At 73.7% G+C, this 25,363-nt stretch carries 29 protein-coding genes and 1 riboswitch; of the genes, 16 read left to right on the top strand and 13 right to left on the bottom strand.

Annotated elements, in window-relative coordinates:
- The first annotated feature begins 86 nt into the window (after positions 1–86).
- From QK442_RS15845 to QK442_RS15835, 3 genes are all read left to right on the top strand, one after another.
- On the top strand, positions 87–1,142 hold the full coding sequence (locus QK442_RS15845; RefSeq protein ID WP_282694577.1) for a glycosyltransferase family 2 protein: 1,056 nt from the start codon (positions 87–89) through the stop codon (positions 1,140–1,142).
- A gap of 29 nt (positions 1,143–1,171) precedes the next feature.
- Complete coding sequence (locus QK442_RS15840; protein WP_282694576.1) at positions 1,172–1,366, top strand: hypothetical protein; 195 nt, start codon at positions 1,172–1,174, stop codon at positions 1,364–1,366.
- A 351-nt stretch (positions 1,367–1,717) separates the two neighbouring features.
- Positions 1,718–1,975 carry a phospholipase domain-containing protein gene (locus tag QK442_RS15835; protein WP_282694627.1) on the top strand — a complete coding sequence of 86 codons (258 nt, stop codon included), beginning with the start codon at positions 1,718–1,720 and terminating at the stop codon, positions 1,973–1,975.
- Positions 1,976–2,008: 33 nt separating this feature from the next.
- On the opposite strand, the gene QK442_RS15830 is transcribed toward QK442_RS15835, so the two are convergent.
- Positions 2,009–2,611: a hypothetical protein gene (locus QK442_RS15830; RefSeq protein WP_282694575.1), complete on the bottom strand. Its 603-nt coding sequence runs from the start codon at positions 2,609–2,611 to the stop codon at positions 2,009–2,011.
- Between the two features lie 346 nt (positions 2,612–2,957).
- Positions 2,958–3,145: riboswitch (cyclic di-AMP (ydaO/yuaA leader) on the top strand.
- 4 nt (positions 3,146–3,149) lie between these two features.
- On the opposite strand from QK442_RS15830, the gene QK442_RS15825 reads away from it, so the two are divergent.
- A complete protein-coding gene (locus tag QK442_RS15825; protein ID WP_282694574.1) occupies positions 3,150–4,043 on the top strand; it encodes a LysM peptidoglycan-binding domain-containing protein in 894 nt (297 codons plus the stop codon).
- On the opposite strand, the gene QK442_RS15820 is transcribed toward QK442_RS15825, so the two are convergent.
- Both QK442_RS15820 and QK442_RS15815 read right to left on the bottom strand, forming a co-directional pair.
- Positions 4,037–5,338, bottom strand: a complete 1,302-nt coding sequence (locus QK442_RS15820; protein ID WP_282694573.1) for a phosphoribosyltransferase family protein — start codon at positions 5,336–5,338, stop codon at positions 4,037–4,039. The genes QK442_RS15825 and QK442_RS15820 overlap by 7 nt on opposite strands.
- 129 nt (positions 5,339–5,467) lie before the next feature.
- Positions 5,468–6,232: an alpha/beta hydrolase gene (locus QK442_RS15815; RefSeq protein WP_282694572.1), complete on the bottom strand. Its 765-nt coding sequence runs from the start codon at positions 6,230–6,232 to the stop codon at positions 5,468–5,470.
- Positions 6,233–6,358: 126 nt separating this feature from the next.
- Here QK442_RS15815 and QK442_RS15810 point away from each other — a divergent pair, with 126 nt between their 5' ends.
- Together QK442_RS15810 and QK442_RS15805 are read left to right on the top strand one after the other, a co-directional pair.
- Entirely contained in the window at positions 6,359–8,941 is a 2,583-nt protein-coding gene (locus tag QK442_RS15810) for a SpoIIE family protein phosphatase (protein ID WP_282694571.1), read from the top strand.
- A gap of 129 nt (positions 8,942–9,070) precedes the next feature.
- Positions 9,071–9,322, top strand: a complete 252-nt coding sequence (locus QK442_RS15805; RefSeq protein WP_282694570.1) for a type B 50S ribosomal protein L31 — start codon at positions 9,071–9,073, stop codon at positions 9,320–9,322.
- 87 nt (positions 9,323–9,409) lie between these two features.
- Here the strand turns inward: QK442_RS15805 and QK442_RS15800 are convergent, their stop codons facing one another.
- Together QK442_RS15800 and QK442_RS15795 are read right to left on the bottom strand one after the other, a co-directional pair.
- Positions 9,410–9,907: a peptidylprolyl isomerase gene (locus QK442_RS15800; RefSeq protein ID WP_282694569.1), complete on the bottom strand. Its 498-nt coding sequence runs from the start codon at positions 9,905–9,907 to the stop codon at positions 9,410–9,412.
- Between the two features lie 122 nt (positions 9,908–10,029).
- Entirely contained in the window at positions 10,030–10,248 is a 219-nt protein-coding gene (locus tag QK442_RS15795; protein ID WP_282694568.1) for a hypothetical protein, read from the bottom strand.
- A 189-nt stretch (positions 10,249–10,437) separates the two neighbouring features.
- On the opposite strand from QK442_RS15795, the gene QK442_RS15790 reads away from it, so the two are divergent.
- Entirely contained in the window at positions 10,438–10,962 is a 525-nt protein-coding gene (locus tag QK442_RS15790) for a hypothetical protein (protein WP_282694567.1), read from the top strand.
- Between the two features lie 43 nt (positions 10,963–11,005).
- On the opposite strand, the gene QK442_RS15785 is transcribed toward QK442_RS15790, so the two are convergent.
- The 3 genes from QK442_RS15785 to QK442_RS15775 form a co-directional block, all read right to left on the bottom strand.
- Positions 11,006–11,509: an NUDIX hydrolase gene (locus QK442_RS15785; RefSeq protein ID WP_282694566.1), complete on the bottom strand. Its 504-nt coding sequence runs from the start codon at positions 11,507–11,509 to the stop codon at positions 11,006–11,008.
- Between the two features lie 126 nt (positions 11,510–11,635).
- Positions 11,636–12,499, bottom strand: coding sequence for a YhjD/YihY/BrkB family envelope integrity protein (locus QK442_RS15780; RefSeq protein ID WP_282694565.1), 864 nt, complete (start codon positions 12,497–12,499; stop codon positions 11,636–11,638).
- 65 nt (positions 12,500–12,564) lie between these two features.
- Positions 12,565–13,035, bottom strand: a complete 471-nt coding sequence (locus tag QK442_RS15775) for a helix-turn-helix domain-containing protein (RefSeq protein WP_282694564.1) — start codon at positions 13,033–13,035, stop codon at positions 12,565–12,567.
- Between the two features lie 114 nt (positions 13,036–13,149).
- Here QK442_RS15775 and QK442_RS15770 point away from each other — a divergent pair, with 114 nt between their 5' ends.
- Entirely contained in the window at positions 13,150–13,668 is a 519-nt protein-coding gene (locus tag QK442_RS15770; RefSeq protein ID WP_282694563.1) for a PaaI family thioesterase, read from the top strand.
- A 22-nt stretch (positions 13,669–13,690) separates the two neighbouring features.
- Here the strand turns inward: QK442_RS15770 and QK442_RS15765 are convergent, their stop codons facing one another.
- Positions 13,691–14,056 (bottom strand): luciferase family protein, encoded by a 366-nt coding sequence (locus QK442_RS15765; RefSeq protein WP_282694562.1) that lies wholly within the window; start codon positions 14,054–14,056, stop codon positions 13,691–13,693.
- Positions 14,057–14,267: 211 nt separating this feature from the next.
- Here QK442_RS15765 and QK442_RS15760 point away from each other — a divergent pair, with 211 nt between their 5' ends.
- A complete protein-coding gene (locus tag QK442_RS15760) occupies positions 14,268–14,855 on the top strand; it encodes a nucleosidase (protein ID WP_282694561.1) in 588 nt (195 codons plus the stop codon).
- A gap of 29 nt (positions 14,856–14,884) precedes the next feature.
- On the opposite strand, the gene QK442_RS15755 is transcribed toward QK442_RS15760, so the two are convergent.
- Both QK442_RS15755 and QK442_RS15750 read right to left on the bottom strand, forming a co-directional pair.
- Positions 14,885–16,765 carry a CocE/NonD family hydrolase gene (locus QK442_RS15755; RefSeq protein ID WP_282694560.1) on the bottom strand — a complete coding sequence of 627 codons (1,881 nt, stop codon included), beginning with the start codon at positions 16,763–16,765 and terminating at the stop codon, positions 14,885–14,887.
- A 197-nt stretch (positions 16,766–16,962) separates the two neighbouring features.
- Positions 16,963–18,099, bottom strand: a complete 1,137-nt coding sequence (locus QK442_RS15750) for a PP2C family protein-serine/threonine phosphatase (protein WP_282694559.1) — start codon at positions 18,097–18,099, stop codon at positions 16,963–16,965.
- A 351-nt stretch (positions 18,100–18,450) separates the two neighbouring features.
- Between QK442_RS15750 and QK442_RS15745 the strand changes: the two genes are divergently transcribed.
- From QK442_RS15745 to QK442_RS15735, 3 genes are all read left to right on the top strand, one after another.
- Positions 18,451–19,035: a TMEM165/GDT1 family protein gene (locus QK442_RS15745; RefSeq protein WP_282694558.1), complete on the top strand. Its 585-nt coding sequence runs from the start codon at positions 18,451–18,453 to the stop codon at positions 19,033–19,035.
- Between the two features lie 125 nt (positions 19,036–19,160).
- The gene (locus QK442_RS15740) at positions 19,161–20,456 is read left to right on the top strand and encodes an amidohydrolase (RefSeq protein WP_282694557.1); all 1,296 of its coding nucleotides are present in this window, start codon (positions 19,161–19,163) and stop codon (positions 20,454–20,456) included.
- Between the two features lie 65 nt (positions 20,457–20,521).
- Positions 20,522–20,842: a cupin gene (locus QK442_RS15735; RefSeq protein ID WP_282694556.1), complete on the top strand. Its 321-nt coding sequence runs from the start codon at positions 20,522–20,524 to the stop codon at positions 20,840–20,842.
- A gap of 30 nt (positions 20,843–20,872) precedes the next feature.
- On the opposite strand, the gene QK442_RS15730 is transcribed toward QK442_RS15735, so the two are convergent.
- Both QK442_RS15730 and QK442_RS15725 read right to left on the bottom strand, forming a co-directional pair.
- Positions 20,873–22,270, bottom strand: coding sequence for an Ig-like domain-containing protein (locus tag QK442_RS15730; protein ID WP_282694555.1), 1,398 nt, complete (start codon positions 22,268–22,270; stop codon positions 20,873–20,875).
- A gap of 170 nt (positions 22,271–22,440) precedes the next feature.
- Positions 22,441–22,926 carry an SRPBCC family protein gene (locus tag QK442_RS15725; protein WP_282694554.1) on the bottom strand — a complete coding sequence of 162 codons (486 nt, stop codon included), beginning with the start codon at positions 22,924–22,926 and terminating at the stop codon, positions 22,441–22,443.
- A gap of 174 nt (positions 22,927–23,100) precedes the next feature.
- Between QK442_RS15725 and QK442_RS15720 the strand changes: the two genes are divergently transcribed.
- From QK442_RS15720 to QK442_RS15705, 4 genes are all read left to right on the top strand, one after another.
- Positions 23,101–23,700 (top strand): PadR family transcriptional regulator, encoded by a 600-nt coding sequence (locus tag QK442_RS15720; protein ID WP_282694553.1) that lies wholly within the window; start codon positions 23,101–23,103, stop codon positions 23,698–23,700.
- A 34-nt stretch (positions 23,701–23,734) separates the two neighbouring features.
- Positions 23,735–24,193 (top strand): peroxiredoxin, encoded by a 459-nt coding sequence (locus QK442_RS15715; RefSeq protein WP_282694552.1) that lies wholly within the window; start codon positions 23,735–23,737, stop codon positions 24,191–24,193.
- Positions 24,194–24,397: 204 nt separating this feature from the next.
- A complete protein-coding gene (locus tag QK442_RS15710) occupies positions 24,398–24,805 on the top strand; it encodes an SHOCT domain-containing protein (protein ID WP_282694551.1) in 408 nt (135 codons plus the stop codon).
- Between the two features lie 96 nt (positions 24,806–24,901).
- Entirely contained in the window at positions 24,902–25,345 is a 444-nt protein-coding gene (locus tag QK442_RS15705; RefSeq protein ID WP_282694550.1) for an Rrf2 family transcriptional regulator, read from the top strand.
- Positions 25,346–25,363 lie beyond the last annotated feature (18 nt).

Here is a 25,363-nt window from a genome sequence, read left to right as displayed (position 1 = left end):
GCCGCACCGCTCGCGCACCCCTCCCGCAACCCGGCCGCGCCACCCTAACGGAACGAAAGGGACGAAAAGCGCGGGAGGAGGACCCGATGCGCGTGGTGGCCGTGGTGCCCGCGCACAACGAGCAGGACCGTGTCGTCGCCACGCTGACCGGCCTGTACCGGCAGACCCGGGTACCGGACCGGATCGTGGTGGTGGCCGACAACTGCACCGACCTGACGGCCGCCCTCGCGGAGCGCTGCGGCGCCGAGGTGTTCGTACCGGTGGACAACCGCGACAAGAAGGCGGGCGCGCTCAACCAGGTGCTGCCGGGGCTGCTCGACGAGCTCTCCGAGGACGACCTGGTGCTCGTCCAGGACGCGGACACCGTCCTCAACCCCGGCTTCGTGGCCTGCGCCGTGGAGACCCTGGAGGGGGACGAGGGCGTCGGCGCGGTCGGCGGCATCTTCTACGGCGAGGAGGGCGGCGGACTGCTCGGCCTGCTCCAGCGGATGGAGTACGAGCGCTACGCCCTGGAGGTGCACCGCAAGGGGAACAAGGCCGTCGTGCTGACCGGCACGGGCACCGTCTTCCGCTCCCGCGTGCTGCGCGAGGTCCGCGCGGCCCGCCGCGAGGGCGTGATCGGCGGCGGGGACGGCCACTACAGCCTGGCCTCGCTCACCGAGGACGACGAGATCACCAAGGCGGTCAAGACCCTCGGGTACCGGACGGTCTCCCCCGACGGCTGCTGGCTCGTCACCGAGGTGATGCCGACGCTGCCCAAGCTCTGGCACCAGCGCATGCGCTGGCAGCGCGGGGCGCTGGAGAACCTGCGCGACTACGGGCTGACCCGGGTGACGCTGCCGTACTTCGGCCAGCAGCTGATGCTGGGCGTCGGCGCGCTCGCCCTCGCCCTCTTCCTGACGTTCACCGTGCTGGTGCTCGTGACCGTCGGCTGGCAGGGCTTCTCCCCCTTCTGGACGGCGATCACCCTCCTCTTCGTCCTGGAGCGGACCCTGACGGTCCGCCGGGCGGGCCGCCGGGCCGTGCTCCTCGCGGCACCGCTCGTGCCCGAGCTGCTGTACGACGCGTTCCGGCAGCTGGTGTTCGTGAAGTCCCTGATCGACCTGGCCCTGCGCCGGCAGGAGCGCTGGGTCGCCACCTGACCCTCCCGGGTCCGCAGAAAGGAATCCCCATGTACGGAAAACCCCTCGGCGCCGGCGCGGTCGGCGGCGGTGGCGCGGGGCTCGCCGCCACCGGTGGCGGCCTCTCCCCGCTCGTCGTCCTCGGCCTCGTCGTGGCCGCGACCACCCTGATAGCCGCCGGCCTCGCACTGCGCGGCCTCGTCCCCGTCGTCCGCGGCACGGGCCCCGACCGACGCCGCCCGTGAGCGGAGCGGGTCCCCGGGTGACCTGACGGCTCCTCAACGCGCTTATTGGTCACACCTGGCACCCATCAGGTGACAGGTCGGGCCCGGCCGGTCGGACGGGACCTGGCTGCTCACCGACTCCTTACCGCACGGGCGTATACCTTTGGCCGCCGCTCCCCCATCACGTCTGCCGGCGTGCCGCGAGGGCACGCCGTGACAGGAGGGGCGGGGCATGCTTCCCATCAGCCGCAGGGGGTTCGTCGGGATCGGCGCGGGGCTCGTCGCGGGGGGGGGGCGGCGCTGCCGTCGGCGACGGCCTCGGCCTCGGCCGCCGCGCGGGCCGCCACCGGCACCCTGACCGACGTGCGTCACATGGTGATCCTCATGCAGGAGAACCGCGGCTTCGACCACCACTTCGGCACCCTCCGCGGCGTGCGTCCCCACGCCTCCCGGTCGGACGGCCCGTGGACGTACACGGTCGCGGCGGGCTCCTCGCGGGAGGACCGGTTCAACGCGGTGGCTTACACGGACGGCGGGTACGGCTTCACGATCCTGGCCGACATCGACGGCACCTGGTCGCGCCGGTACACCGGCCACACCGAGACCGGGGAGCCGAGCGCCACCGGCTGAGCCCCCCCCCGAGACCTCCTCGGCGCCCCGCGCTCAGCGGCCCGCCAGGGCCGCGCGCCGGATCGTGGCGTCGAGGAGGGCCAGGGCGTCCTCCGCGGTGCGGCCCGGGGCGCGGTTCCAGGGGCCGATGAGGCCGTGCCAGCCCCGGGACCGCAGCTCGGTCATGATCCAGGCGCCGGCCTCGTTCATGGTCGAGGCACTTCCGTGGCCGAGCCGGTGGGCGGCGAGGAGAGCGCCGCAGACGCAGCGGGCTCCGCGGGCGTCCCGCAGCTTGTACGGGGTGTTCTGCCAGCCCCATTCCGTCAGCACCCGGCGCGCGTAGGCCAGGTGGACGGAGGGCCGCACATCGGGGCGGCCGATCCGGCGCCAGACGTGCAGCCGGTCGGGGAGGGCGGCCCCGATCCGGCCGGGCAGCGGGCGCTCGGCCGGCGGGGCCGGCGGCAGTGCGCCGAGCGCGTCGGCGACGAGCCGGTCCACGGGGACGGAGAGCAGCCGCCGCCAGGACTCCGGAGCGGGGGCGGAGGCGGAGGCGGGGGTCTTCTTCCAGGCGGCGCTCTCGTAGAGCCGGGCCGCCTCGCGGTCGAGGACGTCGGGATCGAAGGCGTCGGGGTCGAGCAGCGGGGTGGGGAGCGACATTCCCACATCATTAATGATGAATGCCCGATTTACGCCTTACGTGAACCGCGTGTCGTTCACCACTCTCGACCTCCCCATCAGTACGCCCGATCGAGGGCATTACGCCACACCATCACCCGAAGGGAATGAGACACCTCATTCGGACATTCCGCATCCAGTGACGCGACTCACTCTCCCCGCTCCCCCGGCGTACCCGTTTTCACCACGAGCCGTACGGCACAAGGGATTCGGGGCGGACCACCGGAACGGCCGATCTTGAATTCCGGACAGGCGATCTTTGCCGTTCCTTTTCTCGCGCATTCGCGTCTTGTTCCCCGCCGCATTCCTCGCCTACGGTCACCCCCATTCGAGCGGATCGCCGAATCCTGCCACCGCTCGAAAGACCTTCCCTTTTCACCCGACCGGCAGGAGCGGGGGACCCACCACACCGCCGGTCCGGCCCTCCGGAACGGCTCGGGGTGAAGCCGCGTGCGCGCGGCCGGACACCTCCCGTCCGAACCCGACAGCTCACCTCGCAGGCGCCGGAGAGGAAACCGTCATGGCCGCTCACGGCAAGCACCGCCGTCCCCGACGCCGTCCCGTCTCCCGTGGTCTCGCCTTCGCGGGCACCGGCGGAGTCGCCCTGGCCCTGCCCCTGGTCGTGCCCGCCACGGCCGGCGCCGCGCCCGCCGCCAAGGCCACCGCCGCACCCGCGGCCGTGACTCCCGCCGCCGCGGTGTCCGCCGCCCAGAGCGCCGTCCCGGCTGCCGCCACGAAAGCACCCGCCGCCCACGCGTACACCGTGGTGAAGGGCGACTCGCTTTCCCTGATCGCCCAGCGGAAGGGAATTCAGGGCGGCTGGAAGGCCCTTTACCGGGCGAACAAGGCGGCCGTCGGTGACAACCCGTCACTCATTCACCCGGGTCTCGAACTGACACTTCGTCGGGATTCCGCGAAGGCCGCCCCCGCCCCGAAGAAGACGGAGAAGGCGAAGACGGCGGCCCGGAAGAGCGCGGCGAAGCCGACCTCCACCGGTTCCGCCGAACGGGCGAGCCGGTCCGCGAGCCGCGCCGCCGCCCCCGCCGCGCGGCCCGCCGCCGTCCCGGCCGCTCCCGTCGCCGCCACCCGGTACGCCGACAACCTCGACGGCTGGATCCGGGAGTCGCTCGACATCATGGCCCGCTACGGCATCCCCGGTTCGTACGACGGCATCCTCCGCAACGTCATGCGCGAGTCCTCCGGCAACCCCCGTGCCATCAACCTCTGGGACTCCAACGCCGCGAAGGGCACCCCCTCCAAGGGGCTCCTCCAGGTCATCGACCCGACGTTCACCGCCTACCACGTGCCGGGCACCTCGCTCGACCCGTACGACCCCGTCGCGAACATCACCGCCGCCTGCAACTACGCGGCCGACCGGTACGGCTCCATCGACAACGTCAACGGCGCCTACTGATCCTTCCCGGCCGCCGCCCCGAAGTGGCGGGTGAACCAGGCCGTGGCCAGCTCCGCCACCTCTTCCAGGGTCCCCGGTTCCTCGAAGAGGTGGCCGGCGCCTGGCACGATCTCCAGCCGGCTCTCGCAGCGCAGCAGCGCCTCGGCCCGCCGGTTGAGGTCGAGGACGAGGTCGTCGCGGCCGCCGACGATCAGCAGGGTCGGGGCCCTGACCCCGGCGAGACGCTCCCCCGCCAGGTCGGGCCGGCCGCCCCGCGACACCACGGCGGCCACGTCGTCGTCCGGTGCGGCCGCCGCCCACAGCGCGGCGGCCGCACCCGTACTCGCGCCGAAGTAGCCCCGCGGCAGGCCTTCGGTCTCGGCCCTGCCGGACGTCCACGCGGCGGCGCGGCCCAGCCGTTCGGCGAGGAGCGGGGTGTCGAAGACCCGGGAGCGGTCGCCCGCCTCGGCCTCGGTGAGCAGGTCGAAGAGGAGCGTGCCGAGCCCCGCCCGGTTGAGGGCTGCGGCCACCGACCGGTTCCGGGGACTGTGCCGGCTGCTGCCGCTGCCGTGGGCGAAGAGGACGAGCCCGGCCGCCCCGTCCGGCACGGCCAGATCGCCCGGCAGCACCGGACCGTCGGCCGGGATCCGTACGGCGGTGTGCCGGACGGCCGGGCCGTGCTCCTCCCGGCTCCGGTCGAGCAGGGCCACCACCTCGGCGTCCGGCGTCTGGTCGAACCGCTGGTAGAACTGCCCGACCGCGGCGAACCCCGCCGGGGTGTGGACGGCGACCGTCTCGTCGGCCTCGCCGCCGACGCGGGTCGTCCAGTCGTGCGGCGCGACCGGTACGGCGAGGACGATCCGGGCGGCTCCCCCGGCCCGTACCGCCCGGCAGGCGGCCAGCGCGGTCGCGCCGGTGGCGAGCCCGTCGTCGACGACGACCGCCGTCCGCCCCTCCAGCGGCACCGGCCTGCGGCTGCCCCGGTACGCGCGGGCCCGCTCGGCCAGGACCGTCCGTTCGCGCTCCTCCACCGCCTCCAGGTCCCGCGCGGCCACGCCCGCGTCCCGCACGATCTGCTCGTTGACGACCCGGACCCCGCCCTCGCCGATCGCCCCCATGGCCAGCTCGGGCCGGCTCGGCACGCCCAGCTTCCGGACGAGACAGATGTCCAGGGGCGCGCCCAGGGCATCGGCGACCTCGGCCGCCACCGGGACCCCGCCGCGCGGCAGGCCGAGGACGACGACGTCATGGCCCTCGAGATGGACGAGGCGGGCGGCGAGCTGCCGCCCCGCGTCGGTGCGGTCGGCGAAGTACATGGTGCGCCGCCTTCCCGGTGGGCGATTCCCGCGCGGGAGGGCCCGTACGGCCCTGCCCGTACTTCCAGGGTCCCACCCGACGGCCGGTCGCCTCATCCGGCACAGGGCCGCGCGCCCTTCCCCCGTCCCTCAGGCGGCGAGGAAGGCCTCGATGGCCCGGGCGAGGTCCTTCGGGGTCTCCTCCGGCGGGTAGTGCCCGGCGTCCGCCAGGACTTCGAGGCGGGCGTTCGGGTACCAGCGCAGCCAGGTCGCCTCCATCGCCTCGGCGCCCAGCGCCGGGTCGTGCGCGCCGACGACCAGCAGCACGGGCGTCGGGTTGTCGCGGACCCGCTCGTGGAAGTCGGTGCCGGACCAGGAGTCCAGGTAGGCGCGGAAGGCGGCGGCCGAGGAGCGGGTCACCGAGCGGTCGACGACGGCGTCGAGCCACGGTCCTCCGTGTCGGCCGCCGGTGGTGTGGTCGATGATGACGCGGCGCAGCGCGGGGTCGTCGGCGGCGCCGGCGAACAGCTGCCGGCTCTCCTCGTCGAGGGGGAAGCCGGCGGCGGAGACGGGCGAGATCCCGATGATCGAGCGGACCCGGTCGGGCGCGTCGAGCAGCATCAGCTGAGCCGCCTTGCCGCCCATGGAGTGGCCGATGACGGAGAAGGAGTCCCAGCCGAGGTCGTCGGCGACGGCCAGGGCGTCCGCGGCGACCTCCTCCATGGTGTAGGCACCGTCGGCGTCGCGGGCCTCGCCGTAGCCGCGGCAGTCGAGGAAGGCGTAGCTGCCCGCCGACGCGTCGAGGTGCGCGCGGAGCGGGTCGAAGCTGCTGCGGTCCCCGAACCAGTTGTGGAGGACGAGGGCCCTCCCCGGTCCGTCGCCGTGGACGTCGTACGGAAGTACCCGGCCGCTCATCGGTTCCCCTTGCGCGAGGTGGTGGTGTGCCCTCCGCCGCCGGTGACGGCGGCGGACGACCACCGAGTGTGACGGTACGGGAGCTCCGGGTCAACAGGGTCGGCGCTCGGGGGCCGGGCGTCCGGGATGCGACGGGTTTCGTCGCGGGCGCATCCTGACTGTGTGACCCCGCACGGCCCGTCTCCCGGCCCGTCCTTCGACGGCGCCCCCGGCCGGGTGCTCCCCGGCGCTCCACCGCAGGCCCTGACGCAGGTGCTGGCGGAGGCGGCGACGGACGCCGTCGAGGCGGTCGGCGGGTACGCGGGCGGGGTGTACCTGTCCTCCGGTACGGAGGGGCTGCTGCGCCTCTCGGTGCTCGCGGGGCTGCCGGGGGAGCTGTTCCGTCCGTGGTCGCGGATGCACACCAACCGCCCGTTCCCGGTCGCCGAGGTGCACCGGTCCGGGCAGGCGGTGTACCTGGCGGACGTCGAGGAGTCGATGCGGCGGTTCCCGCAGCTGGTGGCGAGCCTCCCGTTCCCGTTCGCGTCGCTGTACGCGCCCGTGGTCGCCGGCCGGGAGCGGTTCGGGGTCCTCGTGGTGCTGCGGCCCCCGTCGCCGGGGCTGCCGGTCGGCGCACGGGACCGGTCCCTGATGACCAGGTCGGGGCTGCGGCTCGGGGAGTCCCTCGGGGGGCTCTCGGCCGAGGGGACGGACGTGGTGTGGCCGGGTGACCCGGTCTGTGTGCAGCTGCCGTCGGGCGCGGTGCCGCCGGTCCGGTTCGGGTCCTTCGACTGGGATCTGGCGGCGGGGACCGTGACCATGGACGACGGGCTGCGGGCGATCCTCGGCGTGCCCGACGCCTCCCCGCTGCCGATCGAGGCGCTGACCTCGCGGCTTGAGCCGGAGGACGGTTACGCGCTGTGGGTGGCGGCCCGCCGGACGGGCGAGGCGGACGGCAGGAAGTCGGTGCGGCGGCTGCGGCTGAGGGGGCCGGACGGCGGGCTGCACCTCCTTGAGGTGTCGACGCGCTCGCGGTTCGTGGGGGCGGACGGTCACCGGCACCTGGCGGGCGCCCTGGTGGACCTGGGAACGGGGCTGATCGGTTCGGACGCCACGGACCGGCTGCCGCGGGCCATCCTGGCCATCGACCGGCTCGGCCGGGTCACCTATGTGAACGAGCGCACCGAGCGGCTCCTCGGACGGCCGCGCCGCGCCCTGGCGGGGCGGCCGCTGTGGGAGGCGCTGCCGTGGTTCGCCCACCCGTTCCACGAGGAGCAGCTGCGGGCCGCTCTGCTGTCGAGCGAGCCGGTGCGGTTCCTGGCGCGTCCGGAGGACGGCCACTGGCTGTCGGTGTCGCTGCACCCGGGGCGGGACGGGGTGACCATGGTCCTCGTCCCGGAGGACGTCCCGGCGGCGGAGGAGGCCGAGGCGCGGACCGGGCCCGTCCTTCCCGCCGTACCGTCCCCGAAGCCGTCCGCCCGGGCGGGGGACGGGCTCGGGCCGGAGGACGCGCGGTCGGCGTCGCTCTACCGGCCGGTGGCGCTGGCGATCGCGCTGACGGAGGCCATGACGGCGCGGCAGGTGTCGGCGGTGGTCACCGAGGAGCTGCTGCCGGCCTTCGGCGGCCGGCAGCTGGCGATCTACCTGCTGAGCGACCGGCGGCTGTACCTGGCGTGGGAGACGGGGTTCCCACCGGGTTTCCTGGACCCGTTCGACGGGGTGGCGCTCGACGCCCGGTTGCCGGGGGTGGACACGCTGACGTCCGGCCGGGCGCTGTTCTTCGAGTCGATGGAGAGCCTGCGGCGGGCCTATCCGGGGCTGCCGCTGGACGCGGAGACGGGGGCGCGGGCCTTCCTGCCGCTCATCGCCTCGGGCCGGCCGGTGGGTTCGTGCATCCTCGGCTTCGACCGGCCGCGGGACTTCGGCCCGGAGGAGCGGGCGGTGCTCACGGCGCTGGCGGGGCTGATCGCGCAGGCGCTGGAGCGGGCGCAGCGGTACGACTCCGAGGCCGCGGTGGCGCGGGGGCTCCAGGACGCGCTGCTGCCGCATCGGCTGCCGGTGCGGGAGGGCCTGGAGACGGTGGCGCGCTATCTGCCCGGTACGCAGGGCATGGACGTGGGCGGCGACTGGTACGACGTGGTGGAGACGGCCGGGGGAGAGCTGGCGCTGGTGATCGGGGACGTACAGGGGCACGGGGTCGCGGCGGCGGCGACGATGGGTCAGCTGCGGAGCGCCGTACGGGCGTTCGCGCTGAGCGGGCTGCCGCCGCAGGAGGTCGTGCAGGGCACCAACCGGCTCCTCATCGATCTGGATCCGGGTCAGTTCGCGAGCTGCTGCTACATGGTCCTGGACGCGCGGTCGGGGGAGGTCCGGGCGGTGCGGGCCGGGCATCCGCAGCCGCTGCTGCGGCATCCGGACGGGACGGCGGAGCTGCTGGACATCGCGGGCGGCGTGGTGCTCGGGGTGGACAGCCGTGCCGCGTATCCGGTGACGCGGCTGCGACTGGCCGAGGGCGCGGTCCTGGCGCTGTTCACGGACGGCCTGGTGGAGCGTCCTGGCGCGGACATCGACGAGGGGGTGGAGCGGCTGCGGCGGACGCTGGCGGCGACGGGTTCGCTGGCGCTGGCGGAGGCGGCGGACCGCTTGATACACGAGGCGGTGCGGTCGTCGGACCGCCCCGACGACATCGCGCTGCTCCTCGCGGCCCGCTGGCCGCGGCACGGCGGATAGGTCTCACCCGGTCGGGCCAGCGGCGCTGGTCGGCGGAGGTGGGGGCGGAGAGGCTGGGGAGGGTCCGTGCCGTTCGGGCCGGACGAGGCGGGGCGGTCGCGCGGCGGCCGCCCGAGGCGAGGAGGTCCCGTGCAGCAGGACAAGCAGCCCGACTACCGGCCCGTGGTCTTCCGTGACCGCTCGGCGGGGTACGCGTTCCTGACCCGGTCGACCGCGACGAGCGAGCAGACCATCGAGTGGGACGACGGCAACACCTATCCGGTGATCGACGTCGAGATCTCCTCGGAGAGTCACCCCTTCTACACGGGCAAGGCGCGGACCGTGGACACGGAGGGGCGCGTCGCCAAGTTCGAGCGCCGGTACGGCGGCGAGGGGAGCTGAGGCTTCCGGAGGCCGGGGCGGTGGGAGGGGTGTCCGGTGGACGCCGCTCCGCCCGCCCCGTTCCGTGGGGTGTCGGGCGGGGCCGGATCAGCCCTCGACGACGCCGGACTTGCTGATCGTGACCTTGGCGCTGGTGGCGCCGGAGCGGGAGCCCAGGGCCTCGATCTTCTTGACGAGGTCCTGGCCCTCGACGACCTCGCCGAAGACGACGTGCTTGCCGTCCAGCCAGTCGGTGACGATGGTGGTGATGAAGAACTGCGAACCGTTGGTGTTCGGGCCCGCGTTCGCCATCGAGAGCAGGAACGGGCGGTCGTGCTTGAGCTGGAAGTTCTCGTCCTCGAACTTCTCGCCGTAGATGCTCTTGCCGCCGGTGCCGTTGCCGCGGGTGAAGTCACCGCCCTGGAGCATGAAGGCGGGGATGACGCGGTGGAACGAGGAGCCCTCGTAGCCGAAGCCGTTCTGGCCGGTGGCGAGCTCGCGGAAGTTGCGCGCCGTCTTCGGGACGACCTCGTCGAAGAGGTTGAAGACGATCCGGCCGGCCGGCTCGTCGTTGATGGTGATGTCGAAGAAAACGTTGTTGCTCATGGGGACATCCTGTCATTACCCGCGCACGACGCGCGCACGGGCCGCCTCCTGGCGGGTCACGGCGCGCCGGTGCCCCGCGCCGGTCGGGACGCGGGGCACCGGGAGTGAAAGGGGGCCGGGGGTCAGCGGAGTCCCTGGGCGGAGCTGTCGGCGACGGTGTTCTCCACGGTCGTGACGGTCTCGTGGAGGACCTCCGCGGCGCCGTCGTCCTGGAGGAGTCCGGTGGCCCCGCCCAGACCGAGGGGGTTCTCCGCGGCGCTGGCCTGCGGCGGCGGGGTGACGAGGGCGGTGACGACGCCTGCGGCGAGGGAGGCGATGGCGAGCATGCTGCGCTTCTTCATGCCCTGGTCAACTGCTGGGAGCCCGAGTGGTTACGGTCCGGCCGGCCCGGATGTCCCACCGACCACGCGGCCGCAGATATCGGAATTTTCCCCTATTTCCTGATGAAACGCGGAACCGTATGGTGGTGACAGGTGTCTCCGCCAGTGACCCACCACTGTCCCCGGAGCAGGAGAAATGTGGGGGACGCCATGCTTCACCATCGGAGTCTCGCGGCCGTCGCCGCGGGCATCCTGCTGGCCGCCGGAATCGGCGCCACCATCCCGGCCGGCGCGTCGAGCGCCCCCTCCCGGAGCGCGACCGTCCCGGCCACGGCCCTCGCCGTCAACGCCCGCTGGGGCGGGCACTCCACCTTCGACCGGCTCGTGATCGACGTCAGGGGCAGCCTGCCGCCGGTCTCCGTCCAGGAGGTCAGGGAGCTGCGGTACGACGGCTCGGGCAACAAGGTCCCGCTCGCGGGGAAGTACTTCCTCCAGATCTCACTCTCCCCCGCCGCGGCCCACGACGACGCCGGCCGGTCCGTCTACCAGGGCCCCCGACTGCTGAAGATCTATCTGCCCACGCTCAAGGGGGTCGCGCTGACCGGCGACTTCGAGGGCGTGATCACCATCGGAGCCGCCTTCGACACCAAGCCCGCGTACAAGACCTTCCGGCTGCACTCGCCGGAGCGGTTCGTCATCGACATAGCCCACCCGATGGTGGGCTGCCGGGCCTGAGCGCGCCCGGGCGGGGCCCGTCCCCGGCGGACGGGCCCCGCTCTCATGCCCCGGCGGGGCCGGTCTCCACGTACACGGTCGTCCCGGTCCTGCGGGCCCGGTCGATCTCGGCGAGCCGGACGAACTCGCGCGGCTCCATCTCCCCCTCCCACTCCTCCAGGGTCCGCAATCGGTACTCGCTGTGCTCCCGCGGATCGAGGACGACGGCGGCGATCTGCTCGTCCGTCAGCACGCCGCCGTCGAAGATGAAGCCGATGTGGTTGGCGGGCCAGTCCTCGCCCCGGTCCGTGACGAAGTGGGTGCCGAGGAGGCGCGGCTCGCCGGTGAAGACGATCCCGGTCTCCTCGCGGCACTCGCGCACCGCCGTCTCCCACGGCGTCTCCCCCGGGTCCATGTTGCCGCCGGGCCACTGCCACGGCTCGGTGCGGTAGGCGGCGCGGAGCTGGAAGGGACGGCCCGCGGTGTCGGTGAAGTAGAGGCAGGCGTACGCCGTCGCTCTCGGCAGCGTGTCGACGTACTGGGCGGGCGGCAGCCAGGTGTTCGCCATGGGCGGCTCTCTCTCGACGGACCGATGGAATGCCTCCATCCAAGCGGCCGGGACGGGCCCGCCCGGCCGCTCGCGAGTGGATCACCGGATCGTGTGAGCGCGCGGGAGCGGCGGCGGCCGGGCCGGTCAGGGGAGGCCGGTGCGGGTGAGGCGGCGGCGGACGAGGTTCTCGTGGACGAGGCGTCCGACGAGGGCGCTGCCGTAGACGACGAAGCCGACGCCGACGAGCCAGGACTGGAGGACGAGGACGGTGCCGAACTGGCCGTAGGTGACGGCGTTGGAGGCGATCAGGGGGGAGAAGACGAGCTGGGAGAAGATCCGCAGGCCGAGGAGGCCGAGGGCGGTGAGGACGGCGCCGGGCAGGAGGGCGCGCCAGCGGATGCGGCCGCACAGGAGGAAGCGCTGGGACCACCAGAAGAAGAGGAAGGTGCCGAGGAGGTCGCCCAGGGCGACGAGGGCGGTGACGCCGGCGGGGGCGCGCTCGGGGGCGGGGAAGGCGACGAAGAGGAGGAGGGCGGCGATGAGGACGGCGAGCCAGACGATGTGGCGCCACATGGTGTGCCAGCGGGCGGTGGGGAGGTCCCAGGCGCGTTCGTAGCCGGTCTGGACGGCGGAACCGAAGGTGACGCCGAAGGCGGCGAGGGCGGCGAGGCCGAAGGCGGTGGTGCGCTGGAGGGCCTGGCCGGGCTGCCCGAAGAGCAGTTCGACCTCTTCCTGGGAGACCTCTGTGACGCCGAGTCCCTGGATGAGCCAGCGGGCGAAGCCCTGGCCGCGGGAGAGGTCGGCGGCGGCCACGACGATGAGGAGGGGAACGAGGGTGAGGAGGCTGAGGGCGGCGAACCCCATGGCGCGGTGCATGAGTTCCATGGCGCGGCCGCGGTTCCAGGCGAGCCCCACGGACGAGTCGAGCAGACGGAGGTGCAACCGCTGGAACCAGGGGGCGTGTTCGTGCGGCGGCTGCTCGCGTGACGTACCGGAGGTGGGGGGCATGTCTGGTCCGGTACCCGCCGGAGGGCCGGGTCCCGCAGCGGTACGGCCGAACGGGTGGGCGGGGGTCAGGGGAGGGGGCGGGCGCCGGGGCCGGGGGTGACGGTGACCTCGCGGGCGGTGAGGACTTCGGCGTCCTCGCCGGCGCACTGGACGACGACCCGGACGGGCGAGCCGCAGGCGGTGTGGCGGATGTCGAGGGAGGGGCCCTCGGGGTCGCCGGTGTGGGTGTCGCCCCACTGCTTCAGGGCGAGCAGGACGGGCCAGAGGTCGATGCCCTTGGGGGTGAGGCGGTACTCGTTGCGGGTGCGGGCGCCCGGTTCCCGGTAGGGGACGCTGCGGAGCACGCCGGCGGCGACGAGTTTGCGCAGCCGGTCGGCGAGGACGGCCTCGGAGAGGCCGATGTGGCGGCGGAAGTCGTCGTACCGGCGGACGCCGTTGAAGGCGTCGCGCAGGATGAGCAGGCTCCACTTCTCGCCCACCAGGTCCAGGGTGCGGCGGACCGAGCAGTTCTCGGTGTCCGTCTCCAGCCACTTCATCGTCCCACTCTAGCCACCTGACTGCGCCGTTGACAGTCAGCCGACCCGAAGGCTAGCTTCGCTGCACAGAGCCAGCCGTCGGAGCGGCGGACGGCACGACGGAGCGGAGTGGACATGGGGCGGTCGCGGACGGTCGAGTGGGAGGACGCCGGGGCCACGGCGCGGGCGGCGGCGTCGATGGCGGGCCTCGACTTCCTGCGCGAGATGATCGCGGGCCGGCTGCCCGGCCCGCCGATCGCGGCGCTGCTCGGGTTCTCGCTGGAGGAGGTCGAGCACGGCCGGGCGGTCTTCGCCCTGGAGCCCGGCGAGGAGCACTACAACCCGATCGGCAGCGTGCACGGCGGGGTCTACGCCACGCTCCTCGACTCGGCGGCGGGCTGCGCGGTGCACACCACACTGCCGCTGGGGACCGCGTACACCTCGCTCGACCTGCAGACCCGTTTCCTGCGGCCGGTCACGAGGGACACGGGCAAGATCCGGGCGGTCGGCACGGTGATCTCGCAGGGGCGGCGCACCGCGCTCGCCGAGGCCGGGCTGTACGACGCGGAGGACCGGCTCCTCGCGCACGCCACCAGCACCTGCATGCTCTTCCCGGTTCCCGGCCGGGAGACGGGCGACGGCGCGCGCGCCTGACGCCCGGCGCGCGCCCGCCCGGTCAGCGCACGACGAGGGCCGGGCGGGCGCGGGTACAGCGGTCCGGAGCCGCGTCGGGGGCGGCGGTGGCCTGGAGCGCCGCGCTGACGAGGGTGGCGAGCAGGTCGATGTCGGAGCTCGCGTCGAGCCGGACCGTCACCCAGCCGGAGCCGGCGCGGAGCCGTACCGCGGTCGAGGCCTGGAGGGCGGGTCGCAGTCGGGCGACCATCGCGCGGGTGAGGTGGACGTCGGCCTCGTGCTCGCCGTGGAAGTGGACGATCTCCTCCGTCGCCGTCCCGAGGCCGAGCTCCGCACCGCAGTGCGCACGGCCACGGATCAGCGAGGGCCAGCTCATCAGACGTTCACTGGCATGCCTGGCCGTGTTCATACGAGGAGCGTGCCGGGCGACGGGGCGGTGCACAAGCGTCCTGGCGAAAGAATCACCTCGGGGCCGGAAACCGGCCACCGGGAAGGGCACGGTGACGGTTTGTCACCACTATGGGTGGAGTCGGGGAAGCGCTGTGTCACCGCCGCCGGACCGCCCGGCTCCCACCGTCCCGGCTGTACGGTCCCGGGGTGGGCGAATTAGCGTGGGGTCCATGGAACTCCTGGGAGACATCACCCCCGACCGGCCGCTGCTCGTCCTCGCCGTCAAGGAGGAGGCGCAGTTCTTCGACACCGGCCTGCCCGTGCTCCTCACCGGCATGGGCAAGGTGAACGCGGCGACCGCGCTCGCCACGGTCCTGGGCCGGGGGCCCCGCCCGTCGGGGATCGTCAACCTCGGCACCGCGGGCGCCCTGCGCGCGGGCTGGACGGGCACGCACGTCGTCGGCACGGTCGTCCAGCACGATCTGGACGGCGAGCTGCTCGCCACGCTGACCGGCGAGACGTACGGGGCGCCGATCGCGCTCCCCGACGGCGGTGACGTGGTCCTCGCCACCGGGGACGCGTTCATCTCCGACGAGGCCGCCCGTGCCCGGCTCGCCGAGCGGGCCCCGCTGGTCGACATGGAGGGCTACGCCCTCGCGGCCGCGGCGGAGCTCGCCGGGGTGCCGCTGCGCATCGTGAAGCACGTGAGCGACGAGGCCGGCGACGGCGCGGACCGCACCTGGCGCGAGTCGGTCGCCGCCTGCTCCCGCGAGCTGGCCGGCTGGGCGGCGGCGCACATCCCGGCGTACCACGCCTGATCCTGGCGCCGCCTCCCGCCGGAGGGGGCTCAGCCGAGCGGCAGTTCCAGGAAGGACTCGGCGCCGGGCGGCGAGCCGATCCCGGTCTGCGTCCAGGTGACGGAGGCGTCCCCGTACAGCGGGTCCTTGCTGTCGACGACGAGCATCAGGCGGTGGCCGGCGGGGATGTCGTAGGCGGCGGCCTGGAGGCGCCAGGTGACGGTGGTGTCCTGGTCGGCCGTCAGGCCGTGGACGTTCAGCGGCTCGTGGGTGATGATCCGGGCCGTCTCGTCCTCGGCCACGTCGAAGAGGTGGGCGATGAGGCCGGCCGCGGTGGCGGTGGAGCGGACGGTGAGGCGGAGCCGGGGGACGCCGCGGACCCGGCGGCCGACCGTGCCGCCGTCGGCCGGGACGAGGGGTCCGGTGGCCCAGACGAGGGCGTGCCGCCGGTCGATCTTGCGGATGTCGTAGATCTTGGGCTCGCCCCTCCACTCGGCCTGGCCGGTCCTGAGCAGTTCGCCCATCGCGGTGGCCTCGGTGTCGACGCCGGCGAGGAAGGTGCGGCGCCAGCCGGTGGTCTCCTCCGCCTCCCCCGCGGGGACGAGCCGGCCGTCGCTGCCGCCGGCGCCGTCGCCGGTGAGCCCGAGGACCTCGTGGCGGAGGGTGACGTCCCTCCAGGTGGGGCGGGACTCGCGGACGGCGGGTTCGACGATCCGCCGGGCGCCGGCCGGCTGTCCGGTGACCGGGTCGGGCACGGGCTCGGTGACGTACGTGAACATCACCTGGGCACAGACCTCGTCCCACTCCTCCACGCCGTTCGGCTCGCCCTTGAGGTGGTGGTCGAGCCAGGCGTACGCCTCGTCCAGGACCGGATCGGGGGTGACGGGCGCGATGCCGAGGAGGCCGGCGCCCTCGGGGGCGGCGTGGTCGCCGATCCAGAGGTTGAGCCGCTTGGGAACGCGGAGCCGGTCGAAGGAGTCGACGGTCTGGTTGACCGCGAAGAGGCTCTCGTGCCAGGTGTTCGAGCAGAAGGTGGGCGTGCCGTGCTCCTCGGTGAGGTCGAGGTACGTCGCCGGGGAGCGGCGTTCGCCCCAGCGGACAACGGCGTCGAGGTTCCGGTCGTTCAGGAAGTCGTCGAGGATCGCCCGGTTCTCCTCGTCGAACTTCTCCTCGACGGGTCCGCCGGTGAAGCCGATGAGGGCCTTCACGGCGGCGAGGTGGCGGGTCCGGTGGTCGTAGAGGCTGGTCGCGAGGTCGCCCCAGGTGCTGAGGGCGACGACGGCGTCGACGCGTTCGTCGTGGGCGGCGACGAGCTGGCTGATGCCGGAGCCGTACGACTCCCCCATGAAGCCGACGGCGGAGGGGGCGAACCGCTCGATGCCGAAGTCGACGACGGTCGAGCCGTCGGCCACGTCGAGCGGGCCCGCGACGTCGACGTACCCCTCGGAGGTGGTGGGGAGGCCGGGGATGCCGAGGCCGCGCGGGGTGTAGGCGAGGACGTGGTAGCCGCGCAGGGCGAGGGCGAGGTACGCGCCGGGGAAGAGGCCCCAGCCGAAGGGGGTCCAGCCGGACGGGAGGACGACGAGGGGGTGCGGGCCGGGGGCGAGCTGCCGCAGGCTGAAGGCGGAGAGGCGGTGGCCGTCGTCGGTCTCGACGCGGTGGTATCCGGGCAGGGTCAGGCCGCGCACCCGGGCCACCCGCTCGGCGAGTCCGGCGGGGAGCAGTTCCTCGGGGGCCGCGTCCTCCGCCAGGAGGGCGGTGACGACGGTCTGGCCGAAGCGGACGGCCTCGGGGTGGACGGTGCCGCCGGAGGCCCACAGGCCGTCGGCTGCGATGCGGTCCGTGTCGGCCTCGGTGAGGGCCGTCCTGACCCCGGGGAATCCCGGGAACTCCTCGGACGAGCCGTCGGTGATGGGGGTCTCCTGGGGCACGTGCACCCGTTCCTCTCGGCTGGAGATACGACCGTCCGGCGTTCCGGACCGTCGTTCCGAACGCGTGCAAGCCTCATGTATCGGGAATGCGGTGGCCAGAGCGCATGAAGGGCGCATGGATCGCGGAAGCGGGCGGGAACGACCCAGGCTGCCTCGAAGTCGACGTTTGAGGGCGGACGGAGCCGTTCCGCCGGGCGTCACCGGGGATGGATCTCTACCGGGGTCGCTCCGGTGCGGACGACGAGCAGGGCGGCGACGTCGTCGTCGAGACCGCCGGCGCCGTAGGCCGCGAGGTCCCGGTGGAGCAGCTCCGGGACCTGCTCGGAGGGGGCGGCGGCCCAGCGGCGGGCGCGCTCCTCCAGCGGGTAGAAGGCGCCGTCGCGGTCGCGGGTCTCGCTGACGCCGTCGGTGTAGAGCAGCAGCCGGTCTCCGGGCCCGAAGGGGAACTCCTCCACGTGGTGGTGGGAGTCGGCGAGGCCGGCGAGGTTGAGCGGCAGCGAGGGTTCGGCGGCGTCCACGGGGGTGACGTCGGTGCCGTGCTGGAGCAGCGGGGCGGGGTGGCCGCAGTTGAGGAGGCGGGCGGTGTCCCGGCCGTCGGGGAGTTCGACGAGGACGGCGGTGGCGAAGCGTTCGGCGGCGTCGGAGTCGGGGTCCCAGGCCGCGTACCGGGCCAGCCCCTCGTCGAGGCGGTCGGCGAGCGCGGGGAGGTCGGGGGCGTCGTAGGCGGTGGAGCGGAAGACGCCGAGGAGGACGGAGGCGGTCTCGACGGCGCCGAGACCCTTGCCCTGGACGTCGCCGAGCATGATCCGTACGGCTCCGGGGATCTGGACGACCTCGTAGAAGTCGCCGCCGATGCGGGCCTTGGCCGCGGCGGCGACGTACAGCAGGTGCAGTTCGACGGGGCCGAGACGGGGCGGCGGCGGACGGAGCACGACCCGCTGGACGACGTCGGCGACGGCGGTCACCTCGGCGAGGTCCCGTTCGTAGCGGGTGCGGACGGCGCTGACCCAGGCGGAGGCGACGGTGACGCCCAGGATCAGGCTCTCGCCGGCGAGCAGGCTGATCTCGCCGGGCCGCTCCCGGACGGCGACGAGCACGGCCTGCAGTGCCATGGCGAGCACGCCCATGCCGAGGGTGCCGGACACGCTCCAGGTGGCGGCGGCGAGGGCGGGGACGACGATGAGGAGCCGGTCGACGCGCTCGGAGGCGGGGGTGACGAGGTCCATGCCGACGAGCAGGAACAGGACCAGAACGGGCAGGGCGCGGCCGAGGGTGACCTGGGTCCGCGTCGCGGTGGCGAGCCGGCGCTGGGGCCGGGGGCCGGCTGCGTGCATTACATGATCGTACGCAGAACGGGCAGCGGTCCCGGTGTGCCGCGGGCCGCTGGCGTGTCCCGTGCCTTCCCGTCCCCCTCCCCCGCCGTCGGCCGGGGTCCGGGGCCGTCCCTTACACTGGTGGGCAGCGAAGGGGAGTAGCCCTGCGAACCGGTCGTCGACACACTGGAGCCCCCGGGTTCCCGGTGACCGGGTCCGCGCACGACGCGGACGGGCGAGACCTTCGGCCAGGCATCACCACGTCCGCACCTCCGCGGGCGTGGTCCGTCATGCCGGGCCGAGTGGTCCTCCCGTCGCCCACCGAGGTGCCGTGCGGAGCCACCGGGCCCGGACCGAGCAGAGAGCGCCGGTATGCACCTCGACCCCTTGGCGATCGTCACCGCCTTCGGGCTCATCTTCCTCGCCGAGCTTCCCGACAAGACGATGTTCGCGTCGCTCGCCATGGGCACGCGCATGCGGCCCCTGTACGTGTGGTTCGGCACCTCCGCCGCCTTCGCGGCGCACGTCGCCATCGCCGTGGGGGCGGGCAGCCTCCTCGGGCTGCTCCCCGGCTGGACCGTCAGGCTCGTCTCCGCGCTGCTGTTCGGCTTCGGCGCCTTCGTCCTGCTGCGGGGCGGGGGCGACGACGCCGGGGAGGACACGGGCGGCGCGACCGTCACCGGCTTCTGGCCGGTGTTCTCCGCCGCGTTCACGGCCGTCTTCATCAGCGAGTGGGGCGACCTGACGCAGATCACCACCGCCAACCTCGCCGCCACCAACGGCACCGCGTCGACCGCGATCGGCTCCTTCCTCGCCCTCACCTCCGTCTCCGCCCTGGCCCTGGTCGCCGGCCGCTTCATCGCCAAGCGCGTCCCGCTCAAGACCGTGCAGCGCGTCGGCGGTGTCTGCATGGCGGGCCTCGCGATCTGGTCCCTCGTCGAGGTCTTCACCGGCTGACGCCCGTCCGCCCCGCGCCCCCAAGACCGTCTCCGGGGCCGTACCCGCGACCGTGGGTACGGCCCCGGAACCGTGCAGTCGTGTCCCCGTGTCCCGCCGTCCCTGTCGGTGCGATCATGCGGACCATGACCGACGATCCCGTGCACACCGCGCTCGACCGGCTGGCCGGGGAGACCGCCGCCCAGGTGATCGCCTGGCGCCGCCATCTCCACCGGCACCCCGAGCTGTCCAACCGGGAGGAGGCGACGGCCCGGCTCGTCGCCGGCCACCTGCGGAGCCTGGGGCTCGACGAGGTGCGCACGGGCATCGCCGGACACGGGGTGGTGGGCGTGCTGCGGGGAACGGCCGGCGGGGGCGGCGGGCGGGTGGCGGCCCTGCGCGCGGACACGGACGCGCTGCCGGTGCAGGACCTGTGCGGGGCGGACTTCGCCTCGGACGTGGTGGACGCGGACTATCCGGGCGGACCGTTCCCGGTCTCGCACGCCTGCGGCCACGACTGCCACACGGCGATGCTGATGGGGGCGGCGACGGTCCTCGCGGGGGTGCGCGACCGGCTGCCGGGCACGGTCGTCCTCGTCTTCCAGCCGGCCGAGGAGGGCCCGCCGGTGACCGAGACCGGCGGGGCGCTCGCGATGGTCGAGGCGGGCGCCTTCGCCGACCCGGTGCCGACGATGGCGTTCGGGATGCACGTGACGCCGTACCCGAAGGGGTACGTGGGCTACCGGGTGGGCAACCAGTACGGGGCCTCGGTCCTGGTCCGGATCACCCTCACGGGCCACCAGGTGCACGGCTCCACGCCGTGGCAGGGCGTCGACCCGATGCCGGCGGCCGGGGCGGTGCTCACCGGCATCGGGCAGCTGTACCGGCAGGTCTCGGCCTTCGACCCGGTCACGGTCACCATCGGCCATGTCGAGGACGTCGGCCGGTTCAACATCATCGGCCAGACGGTGACGCTCTGGGGCACGGTCCGCTGCGCGGTGGAGTCCGACATGGCGGAGGTGCGGGAACGGCTCCGGCGGCTGGCCGAGCACTCGGCGGCGGCGTACGGGGCGACGGCCGAGGTGGAGTACCTCCAGCCGGTGCCGCCGGTGCACAACACCGGCCCCTGGGTGGAGGCGGCGCTGCCGACCCTCCGGCGGGTGGCGGGCGAGGAGCGGGTCACGGAGACCGGGGCGACCCTCGGCTACGACGACGTCTCCGAGTTCGTCTCGCGCTTCGGCGGCCTGTACGTGATGCTCGGCGTCCAGGACGCGACGCTGGACGCCGCCGGGCGGCCGGTGCCGGAGGAGGGCGGGCGCGGTCTCGTCACCAACCACAATCCGCGCTTCTACGCCGACGACGACACCCTCGTGACCGGTGTCCGGCTCCACGCGCACGTGGCGTACGACCATCTGACGGGCGCGCTGCTGCCGGAGCCGTAGGACGGGCGCGTGGTTCCGAGTCGCGCCCGAGTTGCGTCCCGGTGCGCAGACGGGAGGCTGGGGGTATGAACCTGGACCTCACCGCCCTCGCCGACGAGCACCTGGCCGCCGCCCGCACCGCCCCGCACGGGCGCAGCGCCCATCTGGTGCTGCACGACGGCGTGCTGCGGCAGACCGTGATCGCGCTGACGGCCGGCACGTCCCTGGACGAGCACAACGCTCCCCCGGCGGCGAGCCTCCAGGTGCTGAGCGGACGGGTCCGGCTGACCACCCCCGGCTGGGCGGACGAACTGGGACCGGGCGTGCTGCGGATGCTCCCCAAGGAGCGTCACGGTCTGACCGCGGTGAACGACTCCGTGGTGCTCCTGACCGCCGTCAACGACTGACGGCGGGGTTCGCGGCCGTGGGGGCCGGGCTCAGAGGGCGGGGCGCAGCGGGCTCCCGGCGGCGCCGGTACGGGCCGTGGCGGCGCCGAGGGCGCTGCCACGCAGCCACTCGGGCCAGCCGAGGTTCCAGTCGCCGTAGCCGTTGTCGAACGGGGTCATCGTCTTCCCGTAGCCGTTGACGACCCGGACGAGGTCGCCCTCGCGGACCGTGCGGAAGAACCAGCGGGCCGCCTCGGTGGACATGCCCGTGCAGCCGTGGCTCACGTCGGTGCTGCCCTGCGCGTCGAGGGACCAGGGGGCTGCGTGGAGGTACTCGCCGCTCCAGGTCACCCGGGTGGCCCAGCGGACCTTGAGGTCGTAGAACTCGCGGCTGCCGCGGGCGATGCCGATGGAGTCGCCGCGCATCCGGACCAGGGACTCCTTGCCGAGGACGACCTTGGTGCCGACCCGGGTGCGGAAGCCGCGCTTGCCGGTGGTGACGGGGATGACCCGCAGCAGCCGGCCGTCGCGGTAGACCCGCATCTCGTGGGCGGCGACGTCGGTGACGGCCTCGACCCGGGCGCCGGTGAAGAAGGTGAGGGGCCGTGAGGGGCCACCGTGGAGACGGTCGGTGACGCGGACTCCGTCGAGCCCGGAGCGGACCCGGACGGTGGCGCGGGCGGGCCAGTAGGTGCGCGGCCGGTAGTGCAGGGTGTCGGCGTCCACCCAGTGCCAGGCGCCTTCGGCGCGGGGCTCGCTGCGTACGTCCAGGGCACGTTCGACGGCCCGGCGGGCGGCGAGGTCGTGGGCCGGGACGGGGTGGCTGAGCTCCGCCGTGACCGGCTGGCCCACGCCGTACGTACGGGGCTCGGGGCCGCCACGGGGGCCGCCGTGGGAGCCTCCACGGGGGCCTGCATGCGGGCCTTCAGCCGGGCCTTCATGCGGGCTGAAGACGACGGTGAGTCGTTCTCCGGCGGGGGCCTTCGGGGTCCGGACGGCGATCCGGACGACCCGGCGGCGGGGGCCGCCCGGGCCGGTCTCCTCCAGGACGAGCCGGGCGGTGTACGCGCCTCCGGCGGGCAGCCCGGCGTCGCTGGTCCAGCGGGTGCCGTCGGCGCCGGTCCGGCCGGCGATCCGCCGTCCCCGGCGGTCGGTGACGGTCACGTCGGTGAGCCGCCCGGGGCTGCGCAGGGCGAGGTCGAGGGGGTGGGTGGCCCCGGCGGGCAGGGTGACGGCGGCGGGGGCGTCCAGGAACACGGTGGTGCGGGGCACGCGGCAGAGCCCGCCGTCCCCGGGGCAGGCGCCGACCATGACGACGGCGGGCTCCGGGCCGGCCGCGCCCGGCGTGCGGCCGTCGTCGGACGGCTGCGCGGCGGCGGTGGTGACGAGTACGGCCCCGACGGCGAGGGAGAGCGCTCCCCAGCCCTGTACGTATCGGCGTGACGGCACGTCGGACACCCTCCCCTTTCGTCGCTGAGTCGCTCAGTCACTCAGTCACTGACCGGTCGGAAGGCCGGCGAGGGATCGCCGACCGGAGTATCAGAACCGACGAGAGGAGAAAAAGATGATCAATGGGGCGGGCGTGGCGGGCGAGAGGCCCGGGAGACGACTCGAATGGGTCAGCGGGGCGGTTCCGGCAGCTCCTCGCCGGTCTCCAGGAGCGACTTCAGACTGGAGACGATCGCGGGCCAGCCCTCCCCGATGAGCCCGCGCACGATGCCGTCCGGTTCCAGGCCGTCGTGGGTGACGGTCAGCCTGACCATGTCGCCGGAGGGCTCGATCGAGAAGGTGACGGTGGACCTGCGCTCCCGGGAGAGGAGCTCGTACACCTCGTCGTCCAGGCGCACCGCCTTCGCCCATTCGGGGGTGAAGGTGTGCCAGGTGTACGCGAGCCGGCGGCCCGGCACCGCCTCGACGACGACCTGCTCGGGGTCGGCGGTCCGGCGGTCGCCCTCGTCCCAGACCATCGGCGCACCCGGCGTCCACTCCGTCTCGAAGGCCACACCCCAGTACCGCCGGGTGAGTTCCGGCTCGGTGAGCGCCTTCCAGAGGTCGTCGGGGGTGGTTCTGATGTAGCTGGTGTAGACGTACGCGTCGGTGTCCATGGTGCTGCTCGTTCCTCCCGGGCCCCCGGCCGTCTCCCCCCGCGCTGTCGTGGTCATCCAGCGTAGGCAGGCGCGGGGGCGGCCGCCATGCCGGCGGTGCCGCGCGGGCCGTCGCCCCTCCGGCTGTTGAATAGGTGCGGAGGAAACTATTCAACGGACTGCTAGCGTGTCGGGATGTCCCTCAAGCACGCCGTCCTCGCAGCTCTCCTGGAGGGCGAGGCATCCGGATACGACCTCGCCAAGATCTTCGACGTGTCCGTCGCCAACTTCTGGGCCGCCACCCCGCAGCAGCTCTACCGCGAGCTCGACCGCCTCTCGGAGGCCGGTCTCATCACCGCGCGGGTCGTCGAGCAGGAACGGCGTCCGAACAAGCGGATGTTCAGCCTCACCCCGGAGGGACGCCGGGACCTCGACTCCTTCACCTCCGTGGCGCCCCGGCCGACCGCGGTGCGCGACGAGCTGATGGTGCAGGTGCAGGCGTGCGACGGCGGGGACACCGGGGCCGTACGGGGCTTCGTGGCGCGGCGCATGGACGTCTCGCGGGACAAGCTCGCGCGCTACGAGCGGCTGCGGGAGTGGCTGCTCGGCGGCCGGGACGAGGAGACGTACCTGCGCGAGGCGGAGCGTGTCGGGCCCTATCTGACGCTGCTGCGCGGGCTGTCCCTCGAGGAGGAGAACCTCCGCTGGGGCGAGCGGGTGCTGGCGGTCCTGGACGCGCGGATCGCCGCGGGGAAGGGCGGCCCGGGGGTGACGCCCGCTCCTACTCTGCGGTAGAACTCTCGGGTAGCCGCAGCGAAGGGTGGGACCCATGGACATCGGTGACCTCGTCGAGGACTTCACCCTTCCGGACGAGACCGGCGCGTCGCGCTCCCTCTCCGGGCTGCTCGCCGAGGGGCCGGTCGTCCTCTTCTTCTACCCGGCGGCGATGACGCCCGGCTGCACCGCCGAGGCCTGCCACTTCCGCGACCTGGCCGCGGAGTTCCGCGCGGCGGGCGCGCTGCCCGTGGGGGTGAGCGGTGACGCGGTGGAACGGCAGCGGGAGTTCACCGAGCGGCACTCCCTCGGCTATCCGCTGCTCTCCGACCCCGAGGGCAGGGTGCGGGAACTCTTCGGCGTGCGGCGCGGCTTCTCGCTGGCGCCGACCAAGCGGGTGACCTTCGTGATCGGGCAGGACCGGCGGGTGAAGGAGGTCGTCCGCAGCGAGCTGCGGATGAGCGCCCACGCGGACCGCGCACTGGCGGCCCTCGCGGCCCTGCGGACCGCCTGACGGCCCACGCCGCACGGCGCTGGGCGCCGCCCGCCGACACCGGATGCCGGCGGGGGCCGTTCCTGACGCGGACCGGGTCGGCCGGCCCACGAGGTGCGGGCGCGGGCCTGGTCGGCTCGGCCACGACATGCGGGCGCGGGCCGGACGGGTGAGACTCACTCCAACGCGCGGCTTCCCGGCCGCGAGGGAACGGAGTGCACAGGAATGGACGACTACCCCCTCCTGAACGTCTTCTGGACGATGCTGTGGTTCTTCCTCTGGATCATGTGGCTCTTCCTGCTCTTCAAGGTGATCACGGACATCTTCCGTGACCATGAACTGAGCGGCTGGGGCAAGGCGGGCTGGCTGATCCTCTGCATCCTGGTCCCCTATCTCGGCGTGCTGATCTACGTGATCGCCCGCGGGAAGGGCATGAGCCAGCGTGACATCAAGCAGGCGAAGGAGGCGGAGGACCGCTTCCAGGACTACATCCGCCAGACGGCCGGCACGCCGGCCGCCGGAAGCGGCACCCCGAGCGCCACGGACGAGCTGGCACGGCTCGCGGACCTGAAGGAGCGGGGCGCGATCTCCGACGAGGAGTTCCAGCGGGCGAAGTCCAAGATCCTCGCCTAGCCCCTCCGACCCGCCCCGCCCGACCGGCGGGCCCCGGCATCCCGGACCACGCACCCTTAATGCGAGTCCGGGATACCTGTTTGATACGGTCATGCCGTGAGGTTGACCAAGTTCACCGACCTGGCCCTGCGTGCCGTGATGCGCCTGGCGGTCGCCGCCGACGAGGAACCCGTCACCACGCGCGTGGTGGCGGAGGAGATGGCGGTGCCGCACGCCCACATGGCGAAGGTGGTCACCCGGCTCCAGCACCTCGGCGTGGTGGAGGCCCGGCGCGGGCGCGGGGGCGGGCTCGCCCTGACGGACTTCGGCCGACGCTCTTCGGTGGGCTGGCTGACCAGGACGCTGGAGGGCGAGGAGGAGGTCGTCGGCTGCGAGGCCGATCCGCCGTGTCCACTGCGGGCGGCCTGTCGCCTGCGCGGTGCGCTGCGGGAGGCCCAGGACGCCTTCTACCGCACGCTCGACCCGCTGACGGTGGCCGACCTCGTGCGGTCGCCGACCGGTCCGGTGCTGCTCTCCCTCACCCCCCGTCCACCGTCCTGATCCCACCCTGACTCCCCT

This window comes from Streptomyces sp. CC208A (assembly GCF_030010625.1).
Classification (GTDB): domain Bacteria; phylum Actinomycetota; class Actinomycetes; order Streptomycetales; family Streptomycetaceae; genus Streptomyces.
The sequence above is the reverse complement of the archived record's forward strand: the minus strand, read 5'-3'. Positions and strand labels throughout refer to the sequence as shown.